Origin of the sequence: Chthonomonas sp. (assembly GCA_016788115.1) — a bacterium.
In the GTDB taxonomy this organism is placed as follows: domain Bacteria; phylum Armatimonadota; class Fimbriimonadia; order Fimbriimonadales; family Fimbriimonadaceae; genus UBA2391.
This window is the reverse complement of the sequence record JAEURR010000005.1, coordinates 205,283-228,248: the sequence shown is the minus strand read 5'-3', so window position 1 is coordinate 228,248 and position 22,966 is coordinate 205,283. Positions and strand designations below refer to the sequence as shown.

17 protein-coding genes are annotated in these 22,966 nt (G+C 61.2%); 7 read left to right on the top strand and 10 right to left on the bottom strand.

The genetic code is table 11. From position 1 onward, the window contains the following. Positions 1–3 precede the first annotated feature (3 nt). Positions 4–2,649 (top strand): hypothetical protein, encoded by a 2,646-nt coding sequence (locus JNM85_03665; GenBank protein MBL8087153.1) that lies wholly within the window; start codon positions 4–6, stop codon positions 2,647–2,649. 69 nt (positions 2,650–2,718) lie between these two features. Here the strand turns inward: JNM85_03665 and metG are convergent, their stop codons facing one another. From metG to JNM85_03630, 7 genes are all read right to left on the bottom strand, one after another. Next, positions 2,719–4,647: a methionine--tRNA ligase gene (metG, locus tag JNM85_03660; protein MBL8087152.1), complete on the bottom strand. Its 1,929-nt coding sequence runs from the start codon at positions 4,645–4,647 to the stop codon at positions 2,719–2,721. A gap of 27 nt (positions 4,648–4,674) precedes the next feature. Then, entirely contained in the window at positions 4,675–6,084 is a 1,410-nt protein-coding gene (locus JNM85_03655) for a hypothetical protein (protein ID MBL8087151.1), read from the bottom strand. Between the two features lie 11 nt (positions 6,085–6,095). Next, positions 6,096–6,983: a hypothetical protein gene (locus tag JNM85_03650; protein MBL8087150.1), complete on the bottom strand. Its 888-nt coding sequence runs from the start codon at positions 6,981–6,983 to the stop codon at positions 6,096–6,098. After that, positions 6,980–9,640, bottom strand: coding sequence for a hypothetical protein (locus JNM85_03645; protein MBL8087149.1), 2,661 nt, complete (start codon positions 9,638–9,640; stop codon positions 6,980–6,982). Before JNM85_03645 ends, JNM85_03650 begins: the two co-directional genes overlap by 4 nt. 41 nt (positions 9,641–9,681) lie before the next feature. Next, positions 9,682–10,989 (bottom strand): carboxypeptidase regulatory-like domain-containing protein, encoded by a 1,308-nt coding sequence (locus tag JNM85_03640; protein MBL8087148.1) that lies wholly within the window; start codon positions 10,987–10,989, stop codon positions 9,682–9,684. Between the two features lie 85 nt (positions 10,990–11,074). After that, positions 11,075–12,472, bottom strand: coding sequence for an asparagine--tRNA ligase (asnS, locus tag JNM85_03635; protein MBL8087147.1), 1,398 nt, complete (start codon positions 12,470–12,472; stop codon positions 11,075–11,077). A 14-nt stretch (positions 12,473–12,486) separates the two neighbouring features. Continuing rightward, positions 12,487–13,734 carry a hypothetical protein gene (locus JNM85_03630; protein MBL8087146.1) on the bottom strand — a complete coding sequence of 416 codons (1,248 nt, stop codon included), beginning with the start codon at positions 13,732–13,734 and terminating at the stop codon, positions 12,487–12,489. Here JNM85_03630 and JNM85_03625 point away from each other — a divergent pair, their 5' ends adjacent. Both JNM85_03625 and JNM85_03620 read left to right on the top strand, forming a co-directional pair. After that, on the top strand, positions 13,735–15,048 hold the full coding sequence (locus JNM85_03625) for a CPBP family intramembrane metalloprotease (GenBank protein MBL8087145.1): 1,314 nt from the start codon (positions 13,735–13,737) through the stop codon (positions 15,046–15,048). After that, positions 15,036–16,169 (top strand): cysteine desulfurase, encoded by a 1,134-nt coding sequence (locus JNM85_03620; GenBank protein MBL8087144.1) that lies wholly within the window; start codon positions 15,036–15,038, stop codon positions 16,167–16,169. The genes JNM85_03625 and JNM85_03620 overlap by 13 nt, the downstream gene beginning before the upstream one ends. Here the strand turns inward: JNM85_03620 and JNM85_03615 are convergent. After that, positions 16,162–17,028, bottom strand: a complete 867-nt coding sequence (locus JNM85_03615; GenBank protein MBL8087143.1) for a polyprenyl synthetase family protein — start codon at positions 17,026–17,028, stop codon at positions 16,162–16,164. The two genes, JNM85_03620 and JNM85_03615, sit on opposite strands and share 8 nt — an antisense overlap. A gap of 52 nt (positions 17,029–17,080) precedes the next feature. On the opposite strand from JNM85_03615, the gene JNM85_03610 reads away from it, so the two are divergent. The 3 genes from JNM85_03610 to JNM85_03600 all read left to right on the top strand — a co-directional run bounded on the left by JNM85_03610 (position 17,081) and on the right by JNM85_03600 (position 20,254). Continuing rightward, the gene (locus JNM85_03610; protein ID MBL8087142.1) at positions 17,081–18,355 is read left to right on the top strand and encodes a DUF1015 domain-containing protein; all 1,275 of its coding nucleotides are present in this window, start codon (positions 17,081–17,083) and stop codon (positions 18,353–18,355) included. Positions 18,356–18,369: 14 nt separating this feature from the next. Further along, positions 18,370–19,176 (top strand): hypothetical protein, encoded by an 807-nt coding sequence (locus JNM85_03605; protein ID MBL8087141.1) that lies wholly within the window; start codon positions 18,370–18,372, stop codon positions 19,174–19,176. A gap of 163 nt (positions 19,177–19,339) precedes the next feature. Then, positions 19,340–20,254: a tetratricopeptide repeat protein gene (locus tag JNM85_03600; protein MBL8087140.1), complete on the top strand. Its 915-nt coding sequence runs from the start codon at positions 19,340–19,342 to the stop codon at positions 20,252–20,254. On the opposite strand, the gene JNM85_03595 is transcribed toward JNM85_03600, so the two are convergent. Both JNM85_03595 and JNM85_03590 read right to left on the bottom strand, forming a co-directional pair. Next, the gene (locus tag JNM85_03595) at positions 20,255–20,638 is read right to left on the bottom strand and encodes a hypothetical protein (GenBank protein ID MBL8087139.1); all 384 of its coding nucleotides are present in this window, start codon (positions 20,636–20,638) and stop codon (positions 20,255–20,257) included. A gap of 100 nt (positions 20,639–20,738) precedes the next feature. Next, positions 20,739–21,659, bottom strand: a complete 921-nt coding sequence (locus JNM85_03590; protein ID MBL8087138.1) for an NTP transferase domain-containing protein — start codon at positions 21,657–21,659, stop codon at positions 20,739–20,741. A gap of 83 nt (positions 21,660–21,742) precedes the next feature. Between JNM85_03590 and JNM85_03585 the strand changes: the two genes are divergently transcribed. Further along, positions 21,743–22,966, top strand: a complete 1,224-nt coding sequence (locus JNM85_03585; protein ID MBL8087137.1) for a hypothetical protein — start codon at positions 21,743–21,745, stop codon at positions 22,964–22,966.

Here is a 22,966-nt window from a genome sequence, read left to right as displayed (position 1 = left end):
AGTTTGGTCGCACTCGTGGCGGCCGCTCAGGCAGCCCCTAAGTTGGACGCAGTAACGTTTGAAAAGGTCGGTACATCCCTCAAGGTAGCCATTCGTGGCACTGAACTGGGTGAGCCGAAGCAGCTTCGCGTAAACAGCGGGCGCTCGTTCATTTTGGAGTTTGCCGCCTCGTTGGGCTCCGCGGTTAAGCTGCTGCGCGTCGATACGGCCGGAGTGACCACGGTGCAAACCGGTTGGTTCAGTGCTCGCCCGCCACGCGTGCGTGTCCACTTCCGCATGGACTCCGCGATCACGCCTACCGTTACGCCTGTCGAAGGCGGCGTTGATGTTTTGATCGGTACCGCCGCTGCGGGCAAGGTGCCGAGTCCGAAGGACGCGTTCCTCGAAGCCGCTGGCGTGACTGCCGGATCGGGCGACGGACGCACTCCGGTGCTGAATCCCGTCGAGCCGAAGAACTCAAATGGCGGAGACGGACGCCTCCCGTCGATTATCGATCCGCTGGACAAGCCGCAGGTCGATCAGCCGATGGACGGGGTGATCGCCGACGCTTTCACCGACCCCACAGAGAAGAAACCCGCACCGAAACCGGCCGACAAGCCGAATCCCAAAGACACGTCGAAGCCCGTGGTGAAAGCCTCTAACCCGGGAACTGATGCGGGAGTCTTTGCGGTTCGATCGGCGAGCAATGTCTCGATCGACTTCGTGAACACCGATGTCTCGCTCGTGCTGAAGGCGCTTGCCTTGCAGTCGGGGGCGAACATCGTCACCGCGCCGGACATCAAGGGCAACCTCACCGTCAAGCTCAGCAACGTCACCACCGAGCAGGCACTGGACATCGTCACCGCGATGGCCGACTTGCGATATGCATTGGTGGGCCGAACCTACGTCGTTGCCCAGAAGGACAAGTTCAACGATCTCCTGAAGGCGGTCAGTAAGACGGCCAACACACCTTCAGAGACTCGACTGGTCCCCATCTACAGTGGCGAGCCGGCACAGATTCGCTCGGCAGTCATGCGGGCCTTCCCAGCGGAAACCGCAGGCGGTGGATATGACATCTTGCTTGCGGGTGATGACGACGGTGAAAAGGCAACTCCTGCGGCCGGTCCTGACGGCAAGCCTGATCCGAAGGGTACTTCCGTACCCAAGACCTTTAGCACGCTCTACGTGATTCTGGTCGGCCCAACAGCGGTTCTCGACCGAACTGAGCCCCTGATCCACAGCATCGACAAACAGATCTGTGCGGTGAAGGGTGTACCGATCTCTGAGAACGCCGACATGGTTCAGGAGACGTACCTGATCACGTCGGAGTCCATGCCGGCGAAGAACCTGCTGGATACGGTCCGCAACCTGAAAGCCAGTGCGTTCCAGAACATTGAGATGTACCCCTCGCCGCTCGGCAGCGAGCGACAGGCGATCATCATGGTCGGCCGGAAGGAAGAAGTACTGCGCGCCAAGAAGCTCCTTGAGGAGTTTGACGGTGCGTCGGACGATTCCATCATCTACGACATCCGGTTCTCGGAGCCGCGGTCATTGCGTGATCAGCTGATGTCTGCGATCCCTGGTATCCGAGTGGATATTCCGCCTGGAGCGGTTAGCCAGCCGCGTATCTACGAAGCCCCTCCCAAGAAGTCGACGAAGTCGAGTTCGGAAAGTGGCAACGAGAACGTCAGCGAATCGACCGAGGGACCAAAGGTTCAAGAAGTCGGCGTGAAGACGGAAAAGGCCGACGTCGAGGGCATCACTCTCCCGTTCAGTGACACGGAGCGTGTCGCAAAGCCCATGCGACTGTTCCTGCGAGGGAACAAGAGCCAGCTGGACCGAGCGAAAGCGCTGCTGGACAAGCTCGACATCGAGCCCAAGCAAGTCGCGATCGACCTGCGAGTCATGGAGATGAGCAAGGAAGAGGCCCTAAAGGTCGGTCTTGACTGGAGCATCTTGACGGGTGGTGTGGTGAACCTGGTTCGCTTGAATCAGAATCCGGGCCTCTCCGCGGGATCCCCAGGCGCAATCTCGGCTGGTACGAGCGGAGTGGACAAGTACTCGGTACTCGGGACCCTCGATGCGCTGAACGGCAACCGCAGCCTGATCGCCCGCCCGAACTTCCTCGCGACCGACGGTCGCGAAACGGAGTACTTCGTCGGCGACGTCATCCGCTACATCGAGTCGATTCAGTCTTCGCAGAACGGCGTCACCGTCACGACCAATTCGGTCCGAGTCGGCGTGCGCTGCTCGATCCTCCCGAGGATCGGTGCAGACAATCGCATCTTCATGGATCTCCGTCCGGTCGTTAGTTACCTGCGCGGCTTCACCCCGGTTCCCGGTGGTGGTCAGCTCCCGCAGACCAGCGAGCGCATCGCTCAGAGCAATGTGATGATGGACGACGGCGAGACGATTGCTCTTGGCGGCCTCATCCGCGATGAAGATCGCCGAGAAGTCAGCGGTATCCCGATCCTGAAGGACATCCCGATCATCGGCAAGCTCTTCTCGCGCACGGATACTTCGCGCCAACGAACGGAGATCGTGTTCTTCATCACCGCCAAGGTGGTGGGTAAGGGCGCACGAGACGACGCTGCGATGCCGCGAGCCAATGTCGAGCGAAACGGTCCGGCTCCGACCGAGCGTTTCCCCGACCCGCACAAGAAAAAGTAAGGAGCTGCGCGGCTAACAACAGAACGTGGGCTACCCTGCAAAGGGTGGCCCACGTTGGTTTTTGGTTGCCTAGTGGACGCTCGTGCCTTCGGGCGCTTCTTGCTCTGGCTGGAGAAGGATTGCCTGACCATCGGGACCGTCCGCCGCCAAAATCATGCCTTGGCTCTCGTGGCCCATCAACTTCGCTGGCTTGAGGTTCGCGACCACGATCACCTGCCGTCCGACGAGGTCCAGTGGATTGTACGATTTGCGAATCCCGGCCAGAATCTGACGCTTCTCCGTGCCAATCAGGACTTGGAGCTTCACGAGCTTGTCGCTCTTCTCCAGCGTCTCCGCTTCGAGCACGCGGCCAACTCGCAGTTGGACCTTCATAAAGTCCTGGATCGTGATCGGCTCGGCGGTTTGCTCGATGGGAGCGGCGTCGACAGGGGCGGCGGGTGCAGCAGGTGTTTCCATGGCTTCTTGTTTCTTGGGGTCGATACGGGGGAAAAGGGGTGTAGGGGTGCCGAGCTGGGTGCCACCAGGGATGGTCCCCTCAGTACCGATGTCGCTCCAGCGGACCAGTGGAGGCAGCCCCAACTGCTGGGCAATGGCGTCGGCGGCCCAAGGCATGATCGGGCGGAGCATGCCTTCCGCGGCGCGTAGGGCAAAAAGCATGGAGCGCAGGACTCCGCCCAACGCTGGGTCTTCGCTCTTGGCAAGCGCCCAAGGCGCCCGGGTGTCGATGTATTTGTTCAGGAATCGGACGAGCCCCAGCGCGGCTTCGGTCGCGTGGTCGATGTGCAAGATGTCCATCGCCGCGTCAAAGTCAGTGACCGCGGTCCGGACGGCGGCGACCATCTCCGATTCGATCGGTGCTTCGGGCACCACTCCGCCTGCGAACTTGTGCGCCATCGACAAGCTGCGGTTCAGCGCATTGCCCAAGTCGTTGGCAAGGTCCGAGTTGTAGTGTTTGTCGACTTCGGCGCGGGTGTAGTTCGTGTCGCCGTCGTAGGGAAGCAGCCGGGCGAGCGAGAAGCGAACGGCATCGACCGCCATCGCGTGCTCAGCTCCAGTTTTAGCCTTGATCTCCTCAACGAGCTCTAACGGTGCAATGATGTTGCCCAGCGATTTGCTCATCTTCTGGTCGCCGAACACAAACCAGCCGTGCGCGATAATTGTCTTGGGCAGAGGCAAATCCATCGCCATCAGCATCGCGGGCCAAAAGGTTGCGTGGAATCGGGTGAAGATCTCTTTGGCCATCCAGTGGATCTCGGCGGGCCACAGGGCCTCCCATCCGTTATCGGGCCAACCGGTGCCGCTGATGTAACTGATCAGCGCATCGAACCAAACGTAGAACACCTGCTCTTCTTCGCCTGGAACCGGGATGCCCCATCCGCTGATCTTGCGGCTGATCGCCATGTCGCGTAGCCCTTGTTTGATGTACGCGACGACTTCGTTGCGGCGTGATTCCGGTAGCAAGAACTTGGGATTCGCCTCGATGTGCTCAAGCAACTGGTCGCCAAATGCGGAAAGCCGGAAGAACCAGTTCTTTTCGCTCACCCACTGGACCGGGTTGCCATCCGGGCTTTTTCCGTCCACGATGTCGGCTTCTTTGTAGAAGGTCTCGCTGCTGACGTCGTACCAACCTTCGTAGGTGCCCTCGTACACATGGCCGCGCTCGCGCAACGTGTTGAAGAACAGGTGCACCGCACGCTTATGGTGCTCGTCGGTGGTGCGTACGAAGCGGTCGTACTGCATGTTCATCGCGGTGAAGGTCTCGCGGAACCGGTCCGAAATCTCGGTGACGAATTCCATGGGATCGCGACCGCTCTTGATCGCCGCTTCCATCACCTTCGGGCCATTCTCGTCGGTTCCGGTCAGGTACGTCGCCTCGTTGCCGCGCATCCGTTCGTAGCGCATACACATGTCCGCCACCAAAGTCGTGAGGGTGGTGCCAATGTGCGGCACGCTGTTCACGTAGTAGATCGGCGTGGTGATGTAGGTTTGCTTGGGCATGAGTCGCCCTATTGTACTTGTCGAGCCTTAACGACCGATGGGGCCCCGCAGCCGTGGCGTAGTCCCGTCTGCTGGTGGGGGCTCAGTCGCGGGAGGGGAATCCTGTAAATCCTCGTCCTCAACCGATACTTCTCCGGCCAAGCTCTTGGCTTCGTAGCTATCGTCGCCGTCGCGCGTACTGACTTTGAACCACGAGGCGGTGAGGTCGTCCCCCAACGAGGTCTTGATCCGCACCCGTTGGTCACCGCTCTTCATCTCGAGCGTCTCGCGTTCGCGGTCGTAGATGGCTTCCGAGCACCAGGCCGCCCGCCACCGCCCGCCGGGCAGCTCTTGTCGCGCCTGCGGCGAGCCCGTGATGACCGCGCGTCGACTGCCGCGAGCGTAGTTGTAGTCGACCTTAGAGGCGTAAATCTGGATTGGATACTTGCGGCGGTTCGATCCGCTACGAACCTCATCATCCGCAGTTCGTTCTTCTTCCGTACGCGCCGCTGAGGGACGACTGCTAGCTATCGAGTCCGGCACGATGGGGCGCAGGGGCGGGATCTCGACGACCTCAAGCTTCTGGGCGTCCTGGGGTTTGACCAGCATGCTGACCTCCCCTTCCAACACCGCGCGCTTCTGCTTGCGGTACACGGTCGCCTTCTTGCAGGTCATGTTCGTCTCGCGGCTGTAGTAGCGGACGTTTCCGGTCGCCACGAGCACATCCGTCTTCACGTTGCGCTCGATTCGGTCCGCGCGGACAATGACATCCCCGTCCGTGGCCTGGGCGGTCGTCCAGACTTCGGTATCGCCCGCGCCGCGGGTCGCGCCGTCAGCCTTGATTGTCCAGCGCGTGCGCTTGAGCGACTTGTCGTCCTCCTGTAGCATGCCGACCCACTCGACCGGTCCCAGTTGGTACGTCTTGGTGGGGATGTGATACAGCAGGCGTTGCGCCTTCAGATCTCCTTTGAAGAACTTCCCAGCGATCTGCCCCGGAATTCGCAGGAGCTCACGCGAGCTCTCAAACAGTGCCGAAGCAGTTTTGAGGTCAAAGTCACCGCTGAATAGCCGCACTCCTTGGCTGAGCGAAAGCATCTTGGCCATCTGGTTCCACACGCCGACCGGAGCCTCAAAGCGGATGACTTGGTTCTTCTCGCCCAGGTACTCGCCCTTGTCGATGCCGCGCATGGTCACGCGCTCGCGAGATTGGGTGATGTCCATCTCGCGTACATGCCCGCGGGTGACGAGTCGGTCCCCATCGTAATGGCTGAAATCGACATCCCGCAGGAACGTCGTGGACTTGTCGGGGTCGAGCGCGCCGCTACCGCTGCGATAGGCGCTGAGCGTGTCGCTCTTGGCGAACTTCAGCAGCGCAGGTCCGCCGAAGTAAACAGTCGCAGCCACCAAGCCCAGACCGAGGGTCCAGCCTATCGAGGATTTTCGCTTGTTCGTCTGCATGCTTCGCCAGTCTACTGCAGCGTGAGCGTGGGTCGAACGACATCGGTCGGGCTCGTGAGCACCACGGTGACGTCACCAGAACTCTTGCCCGACGCGCTATTCGACGCGCGCAGAATGTAGCTGCCAACCGGCACCCAGAAACCAAACTTGCCGTTGCTGCCGACCGTCACCGATCGGATGACCGTGCCGCTATGCACGAGCTGAACAACGGTGCCGGTCCCGCCCACCACACCCGGGGTGACCGTCCCGTCCACGGTCGACGGCGTTCCTGGAGGCTCGACTCCGATATCCGCGGATAGGAAGATGTCGTCGATGGTCACGACTCCCGAAGACGGCCCCGCATTTGCGGAGAGCGTCGCGGGGAAGAAGCCGGATTTGATCACTGTCCCTTCGAGCGACAAGAACGCGGCCAAAGCAGTGGAGTCGAACGCGACGTCGGTCAGCGTGTAGGTACCGGAACTGTCGGTCGTGGTGGATCGGCCCGCGAACCGGACCGTCGCGCCGGGTACGGGAGCAGAATCAGCGGCGGCCAACGCCTTGCCGGTGACCGTCACCGTCTCCGGAGCAACAAAGAGTTCACCCAGATCGAGGTCCCCCGTCGCGGGTGCAAACGTGTACGTCATGGTTTGAGTACCGCCACCGGGAACCTGGAACAGGATGACGATGCTGCTGGTGCCCGACGCCGCCGACATGACAAAGCTCCCGTCGGAGGCATTCGACTTTGTGCTGCGACTTCCCGCCTGGATGGTCGCTTGGGGTGAAGGCGGTGCGCCCGTCGATAGGTAAGTCACGACGCCCGTGAGGTTGACAAAAGAGGTTGTGCCGCCTCCTCCGCCTCCACCACCGCATCCGGCGAGGACCAATACAAGAGTTAGGAGCAGTGCACCGATCCACTTCATTTCTTCACCCGTGGTACCGCCACCACAATGTTTGCGTCGGGCCGTTTGACGGTGAATTCAACGACCCCCGATTTTGTGAGTCGAGTCCGACCGCCGCCGGGCACGATGACCACCACCGAGCCGATCTTTCCTCGCAGGAATTTCAAGTCCAGCTTGACCTTCGTCCCCGCCGCCAGATTCTGAGTGCGGATCAGATAGTTCTCGGCCTTGCCGAATCCGCGCATGTCACGGTACAGGTTCTGCTTTCCGCCGAGCGAGATCTGGAGGCCACCCATCGTGGGGGGCAGTTCCACATCGTACCGATCGACCGTTCCCGTCGCGCCTTCTAGTCCGCCGATGCGAGCATTGGCGACGGCCGTGGTCGTCGACATTTGCAAAGCGATCTCCCATCGTGCGGGCTCAGAGTTGCCTCCGCGATTCGCGGTCCCGCTGGGGCGGAAGAGCAGCGTCGCGCCAGTGGACGCCAAGCACTTTACGTAGGCCGCTTGACCCGCGCCCAGAGTATTCGTGCCGAGCAGAGACCCCGCAAACTCGCCGGTCGGCGAGAAGCGGAAGAAGTCACCCGCGATCAGCCCACTGGAAACTGCGTCACTGAACGCGCGAGGGAAGTTCGACGCTGTCACCACTTCGATCTGCGTGTCTGCGGTCACGTCAACCGGCAATGGGTTCACGATCAGGTTCCAACCTGGCTTCAGCGCTACCGTAAGCGCGTCGCCATCCGCGACTCGGGTGAGGTAGCTTCCGGGCAGCGCCGAGGTGGACTGAACGAAGAACCCTTGACCCGTTCCAGCAACCCCAAACTCTGGGTAGTACTCGAACTTGGATTTCGTCGGGTTCCAGCGCGCGGCGAGGACTGAACCGCCGACCAGGTCCGGAATATGGCTCGTGTCCGGTTCGCCCATCGCACCGATCATTTGCAGCCCCTGTCGGATGCCGATCCCATCAAAACTGACCACTCGGTCGGTCCCGACATACAGGTTGAGGGCAATTGGCCCGGGCCCCTTGTTCACGAGTCGCGTGTTCAAAACAACGGTGGCACCGCTCGTGGGGATGCGGAGCAGTTCGACCAGCATCCGGCGCTGACTGAGTTCAAAGTTCGCGGTGTTGAGCGTCACACCGAAGGCCCCATGCGTGACCGGGACAACGACTTGTTCTGCGCCGAACGAGATCCGAACGGCATAGCTTGCATTCGGCCCCGGGTCTGGGCCGACCACACAGCCGTAGAAATTGTTCTCGGCCGGATTTGCGGCGGTGGCGACGGCTCCGGCGGGAAGCACGATGCGTGCGACCTGATCCCCAGCGGGGACGTCCACCGTCACCCGGTAGGGCTCGCCATTAAAGGCCGTTCCGGGAAAGTTTGGCGCGACCGACCCGTAGCCGAGGAAAAACGACATCTTGTCGTCCTGGCCTGACGTAAAAAAGCGGGTGTAGTCCGGCGACCAAAAGATCGGAAAGGCGTTCCCCGAGAGTAGCGTCTCGGTGCCGTCCTGGTTCGTTCGGAAACTGTGCGCCTCGATGCCAAAGACCCCAAACTCCGAGCCCTGAAGCCCGGATGTGATCGGGAACGCTTGGACGGCGAGCTTAGTGCCTGGCTGCAGGGTCGTGTCGAGTATCCGTTGCTTGGCGACCCATTGTGCGAAGGTTTGCCCTTCGACCAGCGAACCCGATCCCCCGAGCGCGTTGATGCTCGCTTGCCCTGCGGCAAGCAACGAAGCTCGGGAAGGGGCCGCACCTAGCAAGTAAGTGCGGCTCAAGAACTCGGAGGCGAATGCCGGGTACTCAACGAGCACCTTTTGGAATGCCGAGCCCGCCATTTGGTAGCGCAGCAAGTAAAGGCCGCCGCGGGACCCCCCGATGGGGAGCGCTTCGCTGACGAGGTTCGGAGCGATGAATTCGGGTCCGGCGAGCGCTCGTTGGTTGCCCCAATCGTAAAGCCCTCCGACCTCATACGAGCTTTGCAGCACTTGCTCCAGGGATGTGGAATCCAAAGTCGGCGGCATCGCACCGGGCGTGCGCGCGATCTGGAGAACCGCGGCTCGGACGATCCCCTCGTTCCAGCCGTCACCCGGCAGCGAGCGCGGACCGATGGTCGCGAGCAGCAGGCAGTGCAAGAAGTTGACCGCGGTGACCTCAAGCTTGTAGCCGATTGCGTCCGAATAGACTGGAAAACGAATCTCTTGTGCCGACCCATCGAACGTGTAGTATCCGCCCGCGATGGCGTCGCGGTCGCCCATGTCCACATCGTAGTTGGAGACGGTGACGTTGCCACCGACACTCGGTGCGCCAAAGGTAGCGTCGATGCGTGGCTTCAGACGGGTGTAGAGGTCTTGTAGAAACGCTTGGTAGTCGGTCGGGAAGGACCGTGCGCCGGAAGCAAACTGGAGGGTGATGTCGGTGCCGCCGCGAGTCGCCGATGGTGGCGGCACGGGCTGCCCGTTTCGGGTGAGCTGGACCCGAACCGGGATCGAAGCGAGGACCTGTTGGCCTTGGGTCCTCGCCCGGAGTTCGCGTTCGCCACGGGTGAGGATCGCAAGATTCCGAGTGAACGTCCGGACCGCATCATCCGAACGGCTCAGGCTGGAGTCGCGCCCCAAAGGGCTCGCCTCGACTTTGAGGATCGTGGCCGACGCGGGAAGGGCCGCCATGATCGCAATCATGGCGGCCCAGATGTTCCATTTCGAACTTGTGGACGTGGGTTTCATTCCTGGTAGATAAACGCACCAACCTCGCTGATGGTACGGCTAGAGTCCGAGTCCCCCAGCCCCAGCACCATGAAGTAGTACTGCTTGCCGGTGACGAGTCGGATCGAGCCATTGTAGCGCTTTGAGTTGCCCGTTGCTCGGTCGCTGGCGTTGTTCCAGATCGAGTCAACCCCAAAACCAGGGTAGCGGTCGAAGAGATAGACCACATAGTTGTCCGCGCCGAGTACTGGCTCCCAGGCGAAGGTCAGCGGAGCGAGCGTGGTGGATCGCAGGCGCATGTCGTCCAAGGGTGTGACGGCGACATCCGCACTCGGATCCGATTCGCTGCCATTGTCGTACGGATAGCGGGTGTTGCACGCCGTTACGTGGTACGAGTATTCGCTGTTCGGCGTGAGGTTCACGTCCGAGTCCAAGTAGACGCTGCCCAGCGGCTCGCGGAAGAAGTCCAACCCACTGAACGAACCGTTACTGCGGGCGCGATAGATCCCCCAGCCGTACAGATCGGGATTGGAAATCGAATCCCATTCGAGTTCGATCTCAACCGGGTTACCGCTGGACGAGAGGCGACCCGACGTCTTGGGTCGCTTCGGATCGACTAGGCGCTTAAGGTTCTCCACCGCTGCCGAAAGCGATTCGTCACGGCTGACGGGCGACGTCCACGCGATGGCGGACAAGTTCTGCGGCGGACCAAATACCGGCGATCCCGGATTACCGAGTACGAAACGGATGAACCGCTTCTCGCCGACGTTGAGCGTGACGCTCTCGGAGTCGCTACGGTAGTCGCCTCCTCCCGCGCTCACTTCATAGTTGACGTTACCGAGCAGGTATCGCAAGGTGAATTTCCCGTCCTTGTCGGTAAGGACGCTCGTGCTACTCAGTGCCCCTGCGCCGAGCGCGAAGACTCGAGCGAGCTCAAGCGGATTGCCATTTCGGTCTTCCACGACGCCTTCGACGGTGGCCGTCTGGTTCTGGGGGACGACCATGATATTCACGTTCGGATACTGCTCGCCTTCGTACGTGCGCGCCAAATTCTGCCCGATGTACTTCGTGCCGTTGTCGGTGATTTCGGCCTTGATGACCAGGTCGGCAGCGCGTTGACCGGTCAAAACAAAGCTGCCATTGGTTGTAGTAATAGCGCTACCATCGCGTCCTGTGACGACCGCACCCCGCGCGGGAAGCCCGTCCTCAAACGTGACCCGTCCACTGATGATCGACGTTGTGGTCTTGGGTGTCCCGCCACCGCAGCCCACGACCGTGAGTGCCAGTGCGAGTGCCCAAACGACAAAAATACGCGGCCATTGCATCGTGCTTAACTCCGGAGCCAGCCTGGGCCGGCTCTCATGCACGTTAACGATTCACGCCTGCGCGCGTGTCATCGGGTCCTAGGGCTCAGAATTCAGCGCTTCCGGGCGTGCGGTGGTATGGGATTACGTCGCGGATGTTCTTCATACCCGTAAGGTACATGAGCAACCGCTCGAACCCCAGCCCGAAGCCCGAGTGGGGTGCTGAACCAAATCGGCGGAGGTCCAGGTACCACTGGTACGGTTCCAATGGCAGCTCCATCTCCGCGATGCGCGATTCGAGAACATCCAATCGCTCTTCGCGCTGCGAACCGCCAATGATCTCGCCAATCCGTGGAGCAAGAACATCCATGGCCCGGACCGTCTTCCCGTCGTCGTTACCGCGCATGTAAAACGCCTTGATCTCGCGCGGATAGTCCGTTAGGATCACTGGCCGTCCGACTTTCACCTCGGTGAGCCACCGCTCGTGCTCGCTCTGTAAATCGATTCCCCAGCCCACCGGGAACTCCCACTTCTCGCCGCTCGATTCCAGATGCTTGACCGCCTCGGTGTAGGTCATTCGCTCGAACCCAGAAGTGACGACGTGCTCGAGCGTCTTCAGGAGCTCAGGCTCGATCCGTTGATTGAAGAACTCCAGGTCGGACGCGCAGTGGCTCAGCACATCGCCAATGACCGCTTTCAGGAACTCCTCCGCGAGGTTCATGTCCCCCTCAAGATCGCAAAATGCCATCTCGGGCTCGATCATCCAGAATTCGGAGAGGTGCCGGGCGGTGTTGCTCCGCTCCGCGCGGAAGGTCGGGCCAAAGGTGTAAACGTTGGTCATCCCCAGAGCGAACGTCTCGGCTTCGAGCTGACCGGAAACGGTGAGGAATGCGGGCTTGCCGAAGAAGTCCTCGGCGTACTCTGCGGTCTTTAGTTTCGCCTGTTGATCGTGCTTAGGCTCGTCAAGCATGGTTGTGACCGCAAACATCGCGCCTGCGCCCTCGCAATCGCTAGCGGTAATGATCGGCGTGTGGACGTAGTGGAATCCGCGGTCGTTAAAGAACTTGTGAATCGCGTACGCCGCCCGGCTGCGCACGCGGAAAACTGCACCGAACGTGTTGCCGCGCATCCGCAAATGGGCAATTTCGCGCAGAAACTCCATCGTCGCCCCTTTCTTCTGGAGCGGGTATTGCTCGGGATTCGCGGCTCCGTAGAGCGTGACTCCCGAAGCCTTGAGCTCGACCGCTTGACCCGAGGCGGGCGAAGCCACCACCTCGCCGGTGAACTTGGCGCATGCGCCGGTCGTGAGCGACTTCAGCAGTTGCTCGTCGATGGATCCGGATTCGATCACGACTTGCAGGTCTCGAAAGGTCGAACCGTCCGAGAGTTGGACGAAGCTGACTTCCTTGCTGTCGCGTCGTGTTTTGACCCAACCGTACGCTTCAGTTTGCGTTCCCGGTGCGAGTTCGAAGAGGTCCTTGAGATACGTTCGGCGGTAATCCATGCAATGGGCGGAGTTTACCGCTCGGGAGCTTGGCCAAACGGGGGTGCGAGCAGAGCGAACGGAGTCGTATCCATCGCCACGTAGAACCCGATCCCGCCGGGTTTGGTGTCGTCCTTGCGTCCGTTGAGTGGACCGCCGCCCCAGCGCGAGCCGACTGCGAGCATCTCGAACTGTGTCCAGGTCTGCGCGCGCCGATCGTATCGGGCTCGGCCCAGCACTTGCAGTTCGATCCCGCGATTCTGATCTGAGGGGGCCAAGCTGCCATCGTCCGCATCGAGACTCCACTCTCCACTTGCGGAGCGGGTGAGGGTACCGGCGATACGCCAGCGCACGGAATCGCTGTCTGCGCTTGACACTGTGCTGACGAACCGCCCGACTTGGATGGCATCGATGCTGAAACTGAGGGGCACCCCGCGCACCGCATCGAGCCAGAGCGTCGCCGCGGATCGCTGCAACAGCGCGGTGGGCCACACCGTCGCGGTCCCATCAATCGCGGTCTTCGGGGCAAAGGCGTCCAGATCAGCGGCGGTTAAGTCGAATGCCAGCGTGTTCACCGCCTTCTTGTGCCAATCGATGCTGGTCGTGGGTGTGGAAAGGTCTCGCACGACGGCCACCAGACGCATGGCCGGGGCCGGAGGGCGAGGCGGCTCCTCAAGCCAATCGCGAGCGGCGTTTGCGCCTGGCGCGGCAAAGCTCATCGTCTGTAGCCTTGCCAGTCGGTCGGCGATTTCGGCCGGGTCCGTACTTGCGATCCGGTCCACTACGGATCCGTCGGGAGCGACGATGACCAGCCCCTCAAATGGCTTGGTTGCGGCGAGCTTCGGAAAGACCGAACTCCAAAACTCGGTCTCGCCGGGTGTGCGCGGTTTGGGGGGAATCGACTCTGCAACCAGCACCGAACGTCCCAGATTCGAGCGCACTCGGTCCGAAGTGAAAACCTGAGTGCGCAGGACGACACCGTGCGAGGATGTCGTCCCGAGCGGGTGTCCGCGCTCAACCCAAACGATGAGCGGCTTGCGCTCGCGGATGCTCTTTCGTCGCGCTGCGGTCAGCGAGCTCTCCCAAGGGAGCGTTTCGAAGACGAGTTCGCGGGAAGTGGGAGCCAGCTTGGCGCGCCACGACTCGTAGCTCGCATCCGTGAGTTGGAGCGGTTGCGTTTGTGCTAGCGCGACCATGGCCAGTGCTTGAAGCATCACCTTGTACATTAGGACCGTCCGGCACCCGCAGAAGTTTCCTGCGCCCGAATCTCGTACAATCAGCACGTGAGCGATTCACCGTCCCCTGTGCAGTTTGAGGTGCCGCAAAGCACGCCCCGATTTCGCATGGGGTGGTACCTGCTGTTCTCGCTGATCGGCCTGCTCATCACCATGTCGGTGTGGTTTAGTTTCGTGCGTTCCGAAGACGGCACAGCGCTTGAAAGCAAGCAGTTGCTCTTCAATTTGGCGGGCGCGATGGCGCAACCCGACAGCGCCGCAAAGGACGCGTCGCTGGCCAAGCTTGTCCCGACTGGTGCGACCGCCCCAAACTTGGGTGCTGGCGATGCACTCATGCTGCTGGGAATTGAGCGCGAATCGAAGAAGCCGCTGCCCGCCAAAACGCGGGAGGCCGCGGTCAAGTGGCTCAAGGAGAGCTGGTACCCGGCGGACCGGATCGCCCTTGAGGTTTACGACAGCAAACCCACGACGGCCCGCGCGCTGCAAATCTCCCAACTGCTCCCTATGGAGAAGATCTACAAGCCCGCACGAGTTCACGCAGCGGAGATCGGAGGCGACAAGAAGCTGCGCCCTGCTCTGATGGGAACGATCGTGAGAACGACGATGATCTTCGGAGCGATTATCGTGTTCGCAATTGCGCTCGGGATCTTGGTTTGGCTGATTTACTTCATGTACGGCGACAAGGAGCCCCTGGCGACCAAGGCATTTCCCATAAGGCTTGCAGACCCGGGTGAGGCCGATTGGCTGGCATTCCGGGCGTTCCTTTGTCTGTGCCTCTTGATTGGCATGCAGCTTTTTCCGTTGCCAGAGTGGGTGATGGCATTCGCGGTCATCGGGTCGGTCATTGGGGTCGCTTGCCTCCGCCTGCCCGGGCCGAGAGTCGACCTAAAAACGCTCTTCGGCCCGTTCCGATCTCGCTATATCCTATGGGCGATCGGCGCAGAACTTGCGCTCGTCCCCCTTGCAACCGTGGCGGTCGTGGTTTCGAGCACTGTCAGCAAATACTTACCGGATCCGTCGCACCCGGCTACGGACCAGCTTGCTCAGAGCCAGTCCCTAACGGCGCTGGTTGGGCTCTTTCTATTAGCAGTTGTCCAGGCACCGATCGTGGAGGAGATTATCTTCCGGGGCATGCTAGCCCCTGCCATCGGGCGTGTTACCAGTGCGTCGCTCGGAATCTTGGCCAGCAGCCTCTTGTTCGCCAGCATCCATCCTCAGGGGATCGCAGGGTGGCTTCCGCTCATGGTCATCGGCGTCATGGCGGCCATGGCGTCCTATCACACCAAGTCGCTCTGGCCCGCGGTGATCATGCACGCCATCCACAACGGGGCCTTGATGATTTTTAACCTATGGCTGTTCTGAGCGATCGGATTTATCTGGATTACGCGGCCACCGCGCCGCTGCTGCCGGAGGTTCGTAGCGCCATGGAGCCGTGGTTGACCGGGCAACACGGAAACCCCAGCTCATTGCATGCGGAAGGGCGGGCCGCACGGGCCGCGCTCGACGAGGCGCGCGAGGTGCTGAGCGAGCGGCTAGGCTGCCTCTTTGGTGAAATCACCTTCTGCAGTTCGGGTACCGAGGCCGCCAACTTGGCGATTCTCGGAACGGCGCTCGGAAACGAGGATCGTCAGCGCAACCACATTCTCTTGGGAGCGGCGGAGCACCACTGCGTGTTGCACTGCCGCGAGCGGCTCGAACGCTACGGCTACCGCGTCTCGCTCATTCCGGTCGATGCGCAGGCGCGAGTGCGACCCGAGTCGCTGACGGAGAGGGTCGGCGAAGACACGGTCCTGGTGAGTGTCATGCACGCCAACAACGAGACCGGGGCGATCAACGGCATCCGCCAGCTCTCGGACATTGCACATGAGGCAGGGGCGCTGTTCCACTGCGACGCGGTCCAGACACTGGGTGCCCTACCCTGGACCGTGAACTCGCTGGACGCGGACCTTGTCTCGGTTTCGGCGCACAAGATCGGCGGGCCCAAGGGGGTGGGGGCGCTCGCGCATCGCGCTCAAGTCTCGCTCAGTCCGCTCATCTTGGGTGGTGGTCAAGAGCGTGAGATGCGCGGTGGGACAGAAAACGTCGCTGGCATCGTCGGATTCAAAGCGGCGGTCCAAGCACTCGCCGGACGCCTCTTCGGACCCGAGGCGCGCGACGCCTTTGCGGCTGGACTGGGCGTTGGGGTCGTATGGACTACTCCTGGCTTCGAAGATGTGCTGCCCGGCCACTGCCACATCCGCTTACCAGGCGTTCGGTCGGAGACCGCGCTGATCGCTCTGGATCGAGCTGGGATCAGTGCGAGTAGCGGCGCGGCCTGTAGCTCGGGCGCAGTCGAGCCGTCTCACGTCCTGCGGGCAATGGGGCTTAGCGAGTCGGAGGCCAACGAAGGACTCCGATTCACGCTGGGGCCGAGCTTCGGAATCGAAAACGCCCGGCACGCTGGTCAGCGCGTGGCCTCAGTGCTTGCCCCGCTCGCTACTTAGATCGCTCGATGGTGAACCAAGCCAGAGATCGTAGCCAATCCGTGTCATCCGGGAGATTGTCGAGCGCCTTGAGCGCCGAATGGACTGCCCGGCTCGCCAGCTCCCGGGAGTGCTCCAGACCGTACACTGCCGGATAGGTGAGCTTGCGCATGGCGGCGTCGCTGCCAGCAGCTTTTCCCAGCTGCTCCGACGTGCTGGTCTCGTTCAAGATGTCGTCCGCGATCTGGAATGCTAGCCCGAGACTCATGCCATAGTCGCGGAGTTCGACGATTCGTTCATGCGACGCCCCGGCGCACATCCCCCCGAGCGCGCACGCAGCGGAGAAGAGCGCACCCGTCTTCTCTCGGTGGATGCGCGTGAGCGTGCCTGCATCGTGCTCCGCGTTCTCGCTGAGAATATCAAGCGCCTCGCCGCCTACCACGCCACCGTAACCGACCGACTGCGCCAATTCCAGCACACCCGCGGCACCGCAAGGTGTTCGCGCAAGCGTCTCGAAGGCCAGTGCAAAGAGTGCGTCACCGGCCAAAATCGCCATCGGTTCGCCGTAGACGACGTGGCAGGTTTTCCTTCCGCGTCGCAGATCGTCGTTGTCGATCGCCGGAAGATCATCGTGGATGAGGCTGAAGCAGTGGACAAACTCGACCGCGCACCCGGCATCGAGTGCTTGCTCGGGTGCGGTACCGCACGCCGCGCAGCAGGCCATGGTCAGGGCGGGTCGAAGCCGCTTTCCCGGGCCCAGAACGCCGTAGCGCATGGCCGAAGTGAGGGGCTCGGGAGACAAGCCTTCTTTGGGCAACAGAGATTCTAGCCGCGATTCGATCTGCGGGACGTAGGTCCTCAGTCCTATCTCCACTTGCACAGATCGAGTTTACCAGTGAGTCTGAAGGACCCTTTGGTACACTCCATTCCGTATGGCAACGATCAGGCCTTTTCGTGGATTGCGCTACGGACCCGACGCGGGCCCTTTGGATAACCTCGTTGCACCCCCGTACGATGTGCTTTCGCAATCACAGCGCGATGAGCTTGCGTCGCGCAGCGCCCACAACGTCGTCCACCTGACGCTGCCTGAACAGGAGCCCGACGATCGGAGCAAGTTCGTCAAGTACGCGCGCAGCGCAAGCCGCTTGACCGGTTGGCGACAACAGGGTGCGCTCGCTGTCGAACCCGCGCCCACCTTCTACCGCTACCGACAGAACTTCAACATCCCGGGCAAGCCCGAAACGATGGAGCGACTCGCCCTGATTGCCCTGATCAAGGTTGAGCCCTATGAGAAAGGCGTCGTCCTTCCCCACGAGCAAACATTCCCGAAGCACAAGGAAGATCGACTGCGGATCCTTGAGGCGACTCGGTCGCACCTAGAGTGCATTTTCGGCCTGTATGAAGACGACGAGCGCGCCGTGCTCGACCACGTCATGAACTCGAATGGCGAATCCGTGGCCGATGTGACCACCGACGACGGCGTGCGCCACCGGGTTGAAGCGATCTCCGATAGCGCAGCCACGAAGAGTATCCAGGACGCCATCTCGACGAAGAAGATTTGGATTGCCGACGGGCATCATCGCTACGAAACGGCGCTCGCGTTCAGGCAGATGCTTGGCGAGCGAGACGGCGAGGTCGCCGAAGATTACATGATGATGGCGCTCACCAGCATGGCCGACCCGGGCCTCGTGCTTCTGCCGACCCATCGCATCCTCAAGCGGATGCCGTGCGACGCGGCGGAGTTGCGCGGGCGCATGTCAAACCACTTCCAGGTCGAGGATTGCGCGAACGACCAGCTGATGCCACGGCTGGAATCCCTGGCCGCCGACGGCAGGCGAGCGTTTGGGGTCGCGTTGCCAGGCGGGCAAGGCTTCCTCGCCCACTTTGACCCTGCGGTGCTAGCTGGGCAGGTGCACCCCGAGGGGAGCGAGTTGCTGCGCGAGCTCGACGTGACGATCCTGCATGACTACATTTTCGAGAAGCTACTGGACTTGACCGGGCTCGATTTCTTTGACTACACGAGGGACGAGCACGAGGCGGTCGATGCCGTCGAGGCGGGCGCACCCGCCGCATTCTTGATGAATCCACCCAGCGTGAACGACATGCGCCACATCGCTCTGGGCGGTGAGAAGATGCCTCAAAAATCGACGTTCTACTATCCCAAAATCCTCAGCGGCCTGGTGCTCTGGTCGCTCAGCGATTTCTGACCCAAGGGACCAACTTGAAGATTCAACTCCTCGGGACGGGCGCAGCCGATGGCATTCCAAGTGCCTATTGCGCCAGTCGGGTGAGTGACCATGCTCGCAAGGTGGGAAAGAAGGACATCCGCTCGCGCTCTGCGGCGCTGATTGACGATGACCTGAAGATCGATTTTGGTCCCGACACCTGGCACCAGGTTGTCACTCAGGATCTGAATCCGGCGGACTGGTCGGGGATCGTCTTCACCCATAGCCATGACGACCACTTGGCACGGAACGAGCTGCAGTACGCCTTGTATCCGTTCACTGAGGACCACTTCGCGCCCAGCACCATCTACGGCAACGCAACTGTGCTCTCCAAGATCAGCGACCGTTATCCCGACTGGCCTTTCGAACTCGTTGAGACTCACAGCTTCAAGCCGTTCCACCACGTAGGGTACAAGCTCACCCCAATTCAGGCGTACCATAAGCTTGACGAAGACAGCCAAAACTTGCTGATCGAACACGGAGGCAAGACGATTCTGTACGGGACCGATACCGGCATCTGGCATGAGCCGACTTGGGAATTCTTGCAGGGTTGGCACGTCGATCTGTTCGTCGTAGAGTGCACGGACGGCAAGAAACACTCAGACTTCTTTGGACACGTCGGCATCGAAGGGTGCCTGCACATCGTGAGCCGTTTGCGCAAGATGTCGGTCCTCGCGAGCGATACGCCGGTGGTCACCACCCACCACGCGCATCTAGGCGGTTGCACGCACGCCGAACTCGAAGAGGCGCTCGCTCCCCACGGCGTGACGGTGGGTTACGACGGCATCGTTTTCGAAGTCTAAGGAACCTGCATCGAACGCGCCCGCCCGCCCGTCTGTATTGGCGTCCCACGGAGTGGTGCACAAGGGGGCTATGGACGGCCAAACCCCACCCGGGATTTCCCACAGCATCTGCCCTATTTGATCGTGCATTCTTGCCGACAATCCGAGTAAGAACTCTATGGGCATGCTGTCAGTTCAAAAGTGGTATGGATTCGGTGGGCATGAAGCTTACGACCGCGCGATCCGGTGTTACGAAACGGGTCAGTACGAAGCGGCAATCGAAGCGCTGAACGAATTCCTGGCGTCGAAGCCCGATGCGGCGGGCGCAAAACTCGCGCGCCACTACTTGGCCGATTCGCTCAGCAAGATGGGCGATGCCGCGCTTGGTCAGGCAATCCCGGAGCGAGCGCTTGAGTTTTTCGAGCAAGCGGCCAGACTGTTCCCGAATTACGCCGACCTGCAGTTCAAGCGTGCTCGGTGCTACGCGGCAATCGGTCGGATGGAAAAGTGCAAAGCCGCGCTGGCATCTGCTCTCGATCTAAACCCGCGCTATGGTAAGGCAGCATTGCTGAAGGGGCTGATAGCCTATCGGGGTGGTGACGAAGATGAAGGGATGAGGCTGGTGCAGCTTGCATCTGAGTACGACGGCAGCCTCACCACCGAGCGGTACCGACTCGCATTGGAGTCGCTGGCGGCAGGCAACGAAGAGCGTGGACTCACGCTACTTGAGGCCATTGCTCACGATCAATCCTCAGACGCAAACACTCACGCCACGCTCGGCGACCGATTAGCCCGCGAGAAGAAGTGGGTCGAGGCGGCACAGGAGTACTCGATCGCGTTGCAGATCGCACCGAAGTTCGCAGACGTGCGGTGCCGCTACGCTCAGACGCTTTTGGAGCTAGATCAATTAGACGAGGCGGAAGAAGAACTGCGGGCGGCGCTGGAGCTGAACGACCGATACGCGGACGCGTGGGCATATTTGGGTGTGACCCTGCGCCGAAAAGGGGAACTGGAAGCCGCGCGTTCCGCATTTGCGCAAGCGGTGCAAGACAATCCCGATCATCCGGTGGCTGCTCCCGAGTATCGGCGCGCACGCTGATCAACTCTTGCGTCGGATAATCCGGCCAAAGCGCAAGGCGTCTCGAACTGTGCTGCTGACGACCACGAAGCGGTCGAATCGCAGAAGCTCGAGCATGCGGTTGGGTCTCGACCCGGCGGTGGAGACGATGCGCAGTCTGAGCCCCTTTGCTGAGCACAAGGCAGTGAGCTGCTCCAACCATTCGAGGTCTTGGGCAGCGAGCACCTGGGCATCACGTAAGTCGAGGATCGCCAGTCGGCGACGATGTTCGAGTGCGGCATTGGCAATTTCCAGCGGCGAAAGGCCCGCCGAGGCAAGACTGCCGCTGACGTGGAAGTACGCTGCCCGACTTCGATGGCGGATCGCGATGGATCCTGCTCCCTGATAAATTGACGTTGACACCATTGTCGACACGATTTGCTCGGAATGCAAGCTACAAATGACTGACAGTTCCGGGCACCCATTCGGTTCCTTCCATCGGAAAGATTCCGAAGGGCTGGCCAAGTTACTGGGAAACGATTTGTTCGATCAGGTCGCCGTCTGCATGCACGCTGCCCATCAGTATTGATCTACGTATCGTTCCGGTTACTTTGACGTCGGCGCCTGGCAAAATGACGCTGTCTTCGATCAACGCGCAAGTGACATGCGCGCCGTTGCCGATGACCACATGCTCGCCCGCTGTCCCTGCCAGGTCGGCCGAGTCGCCCAGTGTGAGGCCGTCTCCGGCGAGGAACTGGCTTGTTTCCAAAAACGAATCGAGGGTTCCGGTATCGAACCAGGTGTGGTGGTACAGACCGCCACGCACGTCCATGCCGCGATCGACCATCAGCTGGATCGCATCGGTGATCTCGTACTCACCGCGGGCCGAGGGCTGGAGGTCCGGCAGAACTTCCCAGAGTTTTGGGCCAAAGAAGTACAGGCCGCACAGCGCGAGGTTCGACTCGGGATTCTGGGGCTTTTCCACGAGCTTGGTCATCTTATCGCCCTCCAGATGGGCTACACCGAATCGACGCGGGTCCTCGACTTCCTTCAGCACGTTCAGGTTCGCACAGCCGCTTGATCGAAACTTCTCGGCAAGCTCCTGGAATCCGTGACTGTAGATTGCGTCTCCCAGGTACAGCACGAACGAGTCGCCATTCACAAACTGTTTGGCAAAGCTCACCGCATGCGCGAGGCCCTTCGGCTCCGGCTGTCGGACGTAGGTCAGTTCGAGCCCAAACCGCGAGCCGTCGCCGAGCGCACCGCGCATCGACTCTTCGTTTTCGCCCACCACAATGGCGACCTCGCGGATCCCAAGTTCTTTAAGCCGGTCGAAGGCGTACTCGATGGTCATGCGGTTCGCCAGCGGAAGAAGCGGCTTGGGGATGTGGTGAGTCACGGGGTAGAGCCGAGAGCCCTTGCCAGCAGCGAGAATGACGCCTTTCATCGTCCTAAAGATAGCACAGGCGGGGCTGCCTTCGGGGATCCTGCGGGGGCTCCTTAGCAGGTTCGCGGTGTACACTGAACCCCATGCGTTTTCGCCTGCTTGCTACCACCTGTGCCGCCCTTGCTCTCGCAGGTTGTGGAGGCTCAGGCGGATCGGGGGGCGGTGGCATCACGCCCGACACCGCGACCCTTCAAGCCCGGACTCGGTATGCCGAGCTGAACGGCACTTTTCCCACCGACACGATGGCTCTCGCGATCGACTCGCTCAGCAATCAGGTTGCGACGGTAGACGAGATTCATGGCATCTTGCTCTTCTGTGAATCCAACCGGTACCGGGTCACACGCGATCCTGTCGCCAAGGAACGGGTGGCCAAGGCATTCAACGCGCTTGTGGATCGGCAGAATCTCGACGGGGACGATGGACCAGGCTATGGTATCGGGCAGGCTTGGGACGCGTTCGGCGACGGTTCGGTCAATGGAGTTGATCATCCCTACACCGTCTCGACCGCCGTGTGTCTGGAAGGGATGCTCACCGCCCGGACGAGTGGCGCGCTCACTCCAGCCGAGGTGCAGGCCGCAGACGCACTCATAGCCGATGCCATCCGCTGGATCGTCAAGCACACGTATCTCCCGTTTGGCTATTACGCGTACAGCGCTGCTCCCGGAGACATGAACCCCGTGACAAACGTGTCTTCGTACACTTCGGGGATTATCTTGCGGGCTCTCGCCGAGATTCCGCGCGCGTTCACCGCCACCGAGATCAAGGAGTTCCGTGAGAAGTCGCTCCGAGCGGTCGAGGTCATCCTCGACGAACGCGTGATGGTTGATGGTGCGCCCCACTGGAACTACCACGGACCGAAGGGTGCCTTCTGGACTAAGTTTGCAAATCAGCCGAACGACTTGCGCCACCACGGGTACACACTGTGGGGATTGGAACTGGCGCGCAAGTACCAGCGCGAGATCCGGATTCCGTACACACAGGCTCAAGCAGCCGCGTCCCTGCGCCAGTATTTCCGTGGCGACCGCCTCGTGGGTTACCCAGACGCGTGGCCGTATCCACTCAGCAAGAGTTTTGACAAGCCGTCCCAGATCTGGGGTGCGGGGTATTGCATCGGCGTCTCGACGCTGCTGGGCGACACTGCCCTCGCCGATGAATTCGTCAAGCAGGTGAGTCAGGTGTATCCCAATTGGCCGACGCCCCAAAATTTCCCCGCCTGGTACGGTAAGTCAGACCCGACGTACTATCCGCGCTTTGGCGCGAACATCTTATGGGGCCTGACCACGCGGGCCTACGGTCCTGGGTTCTGA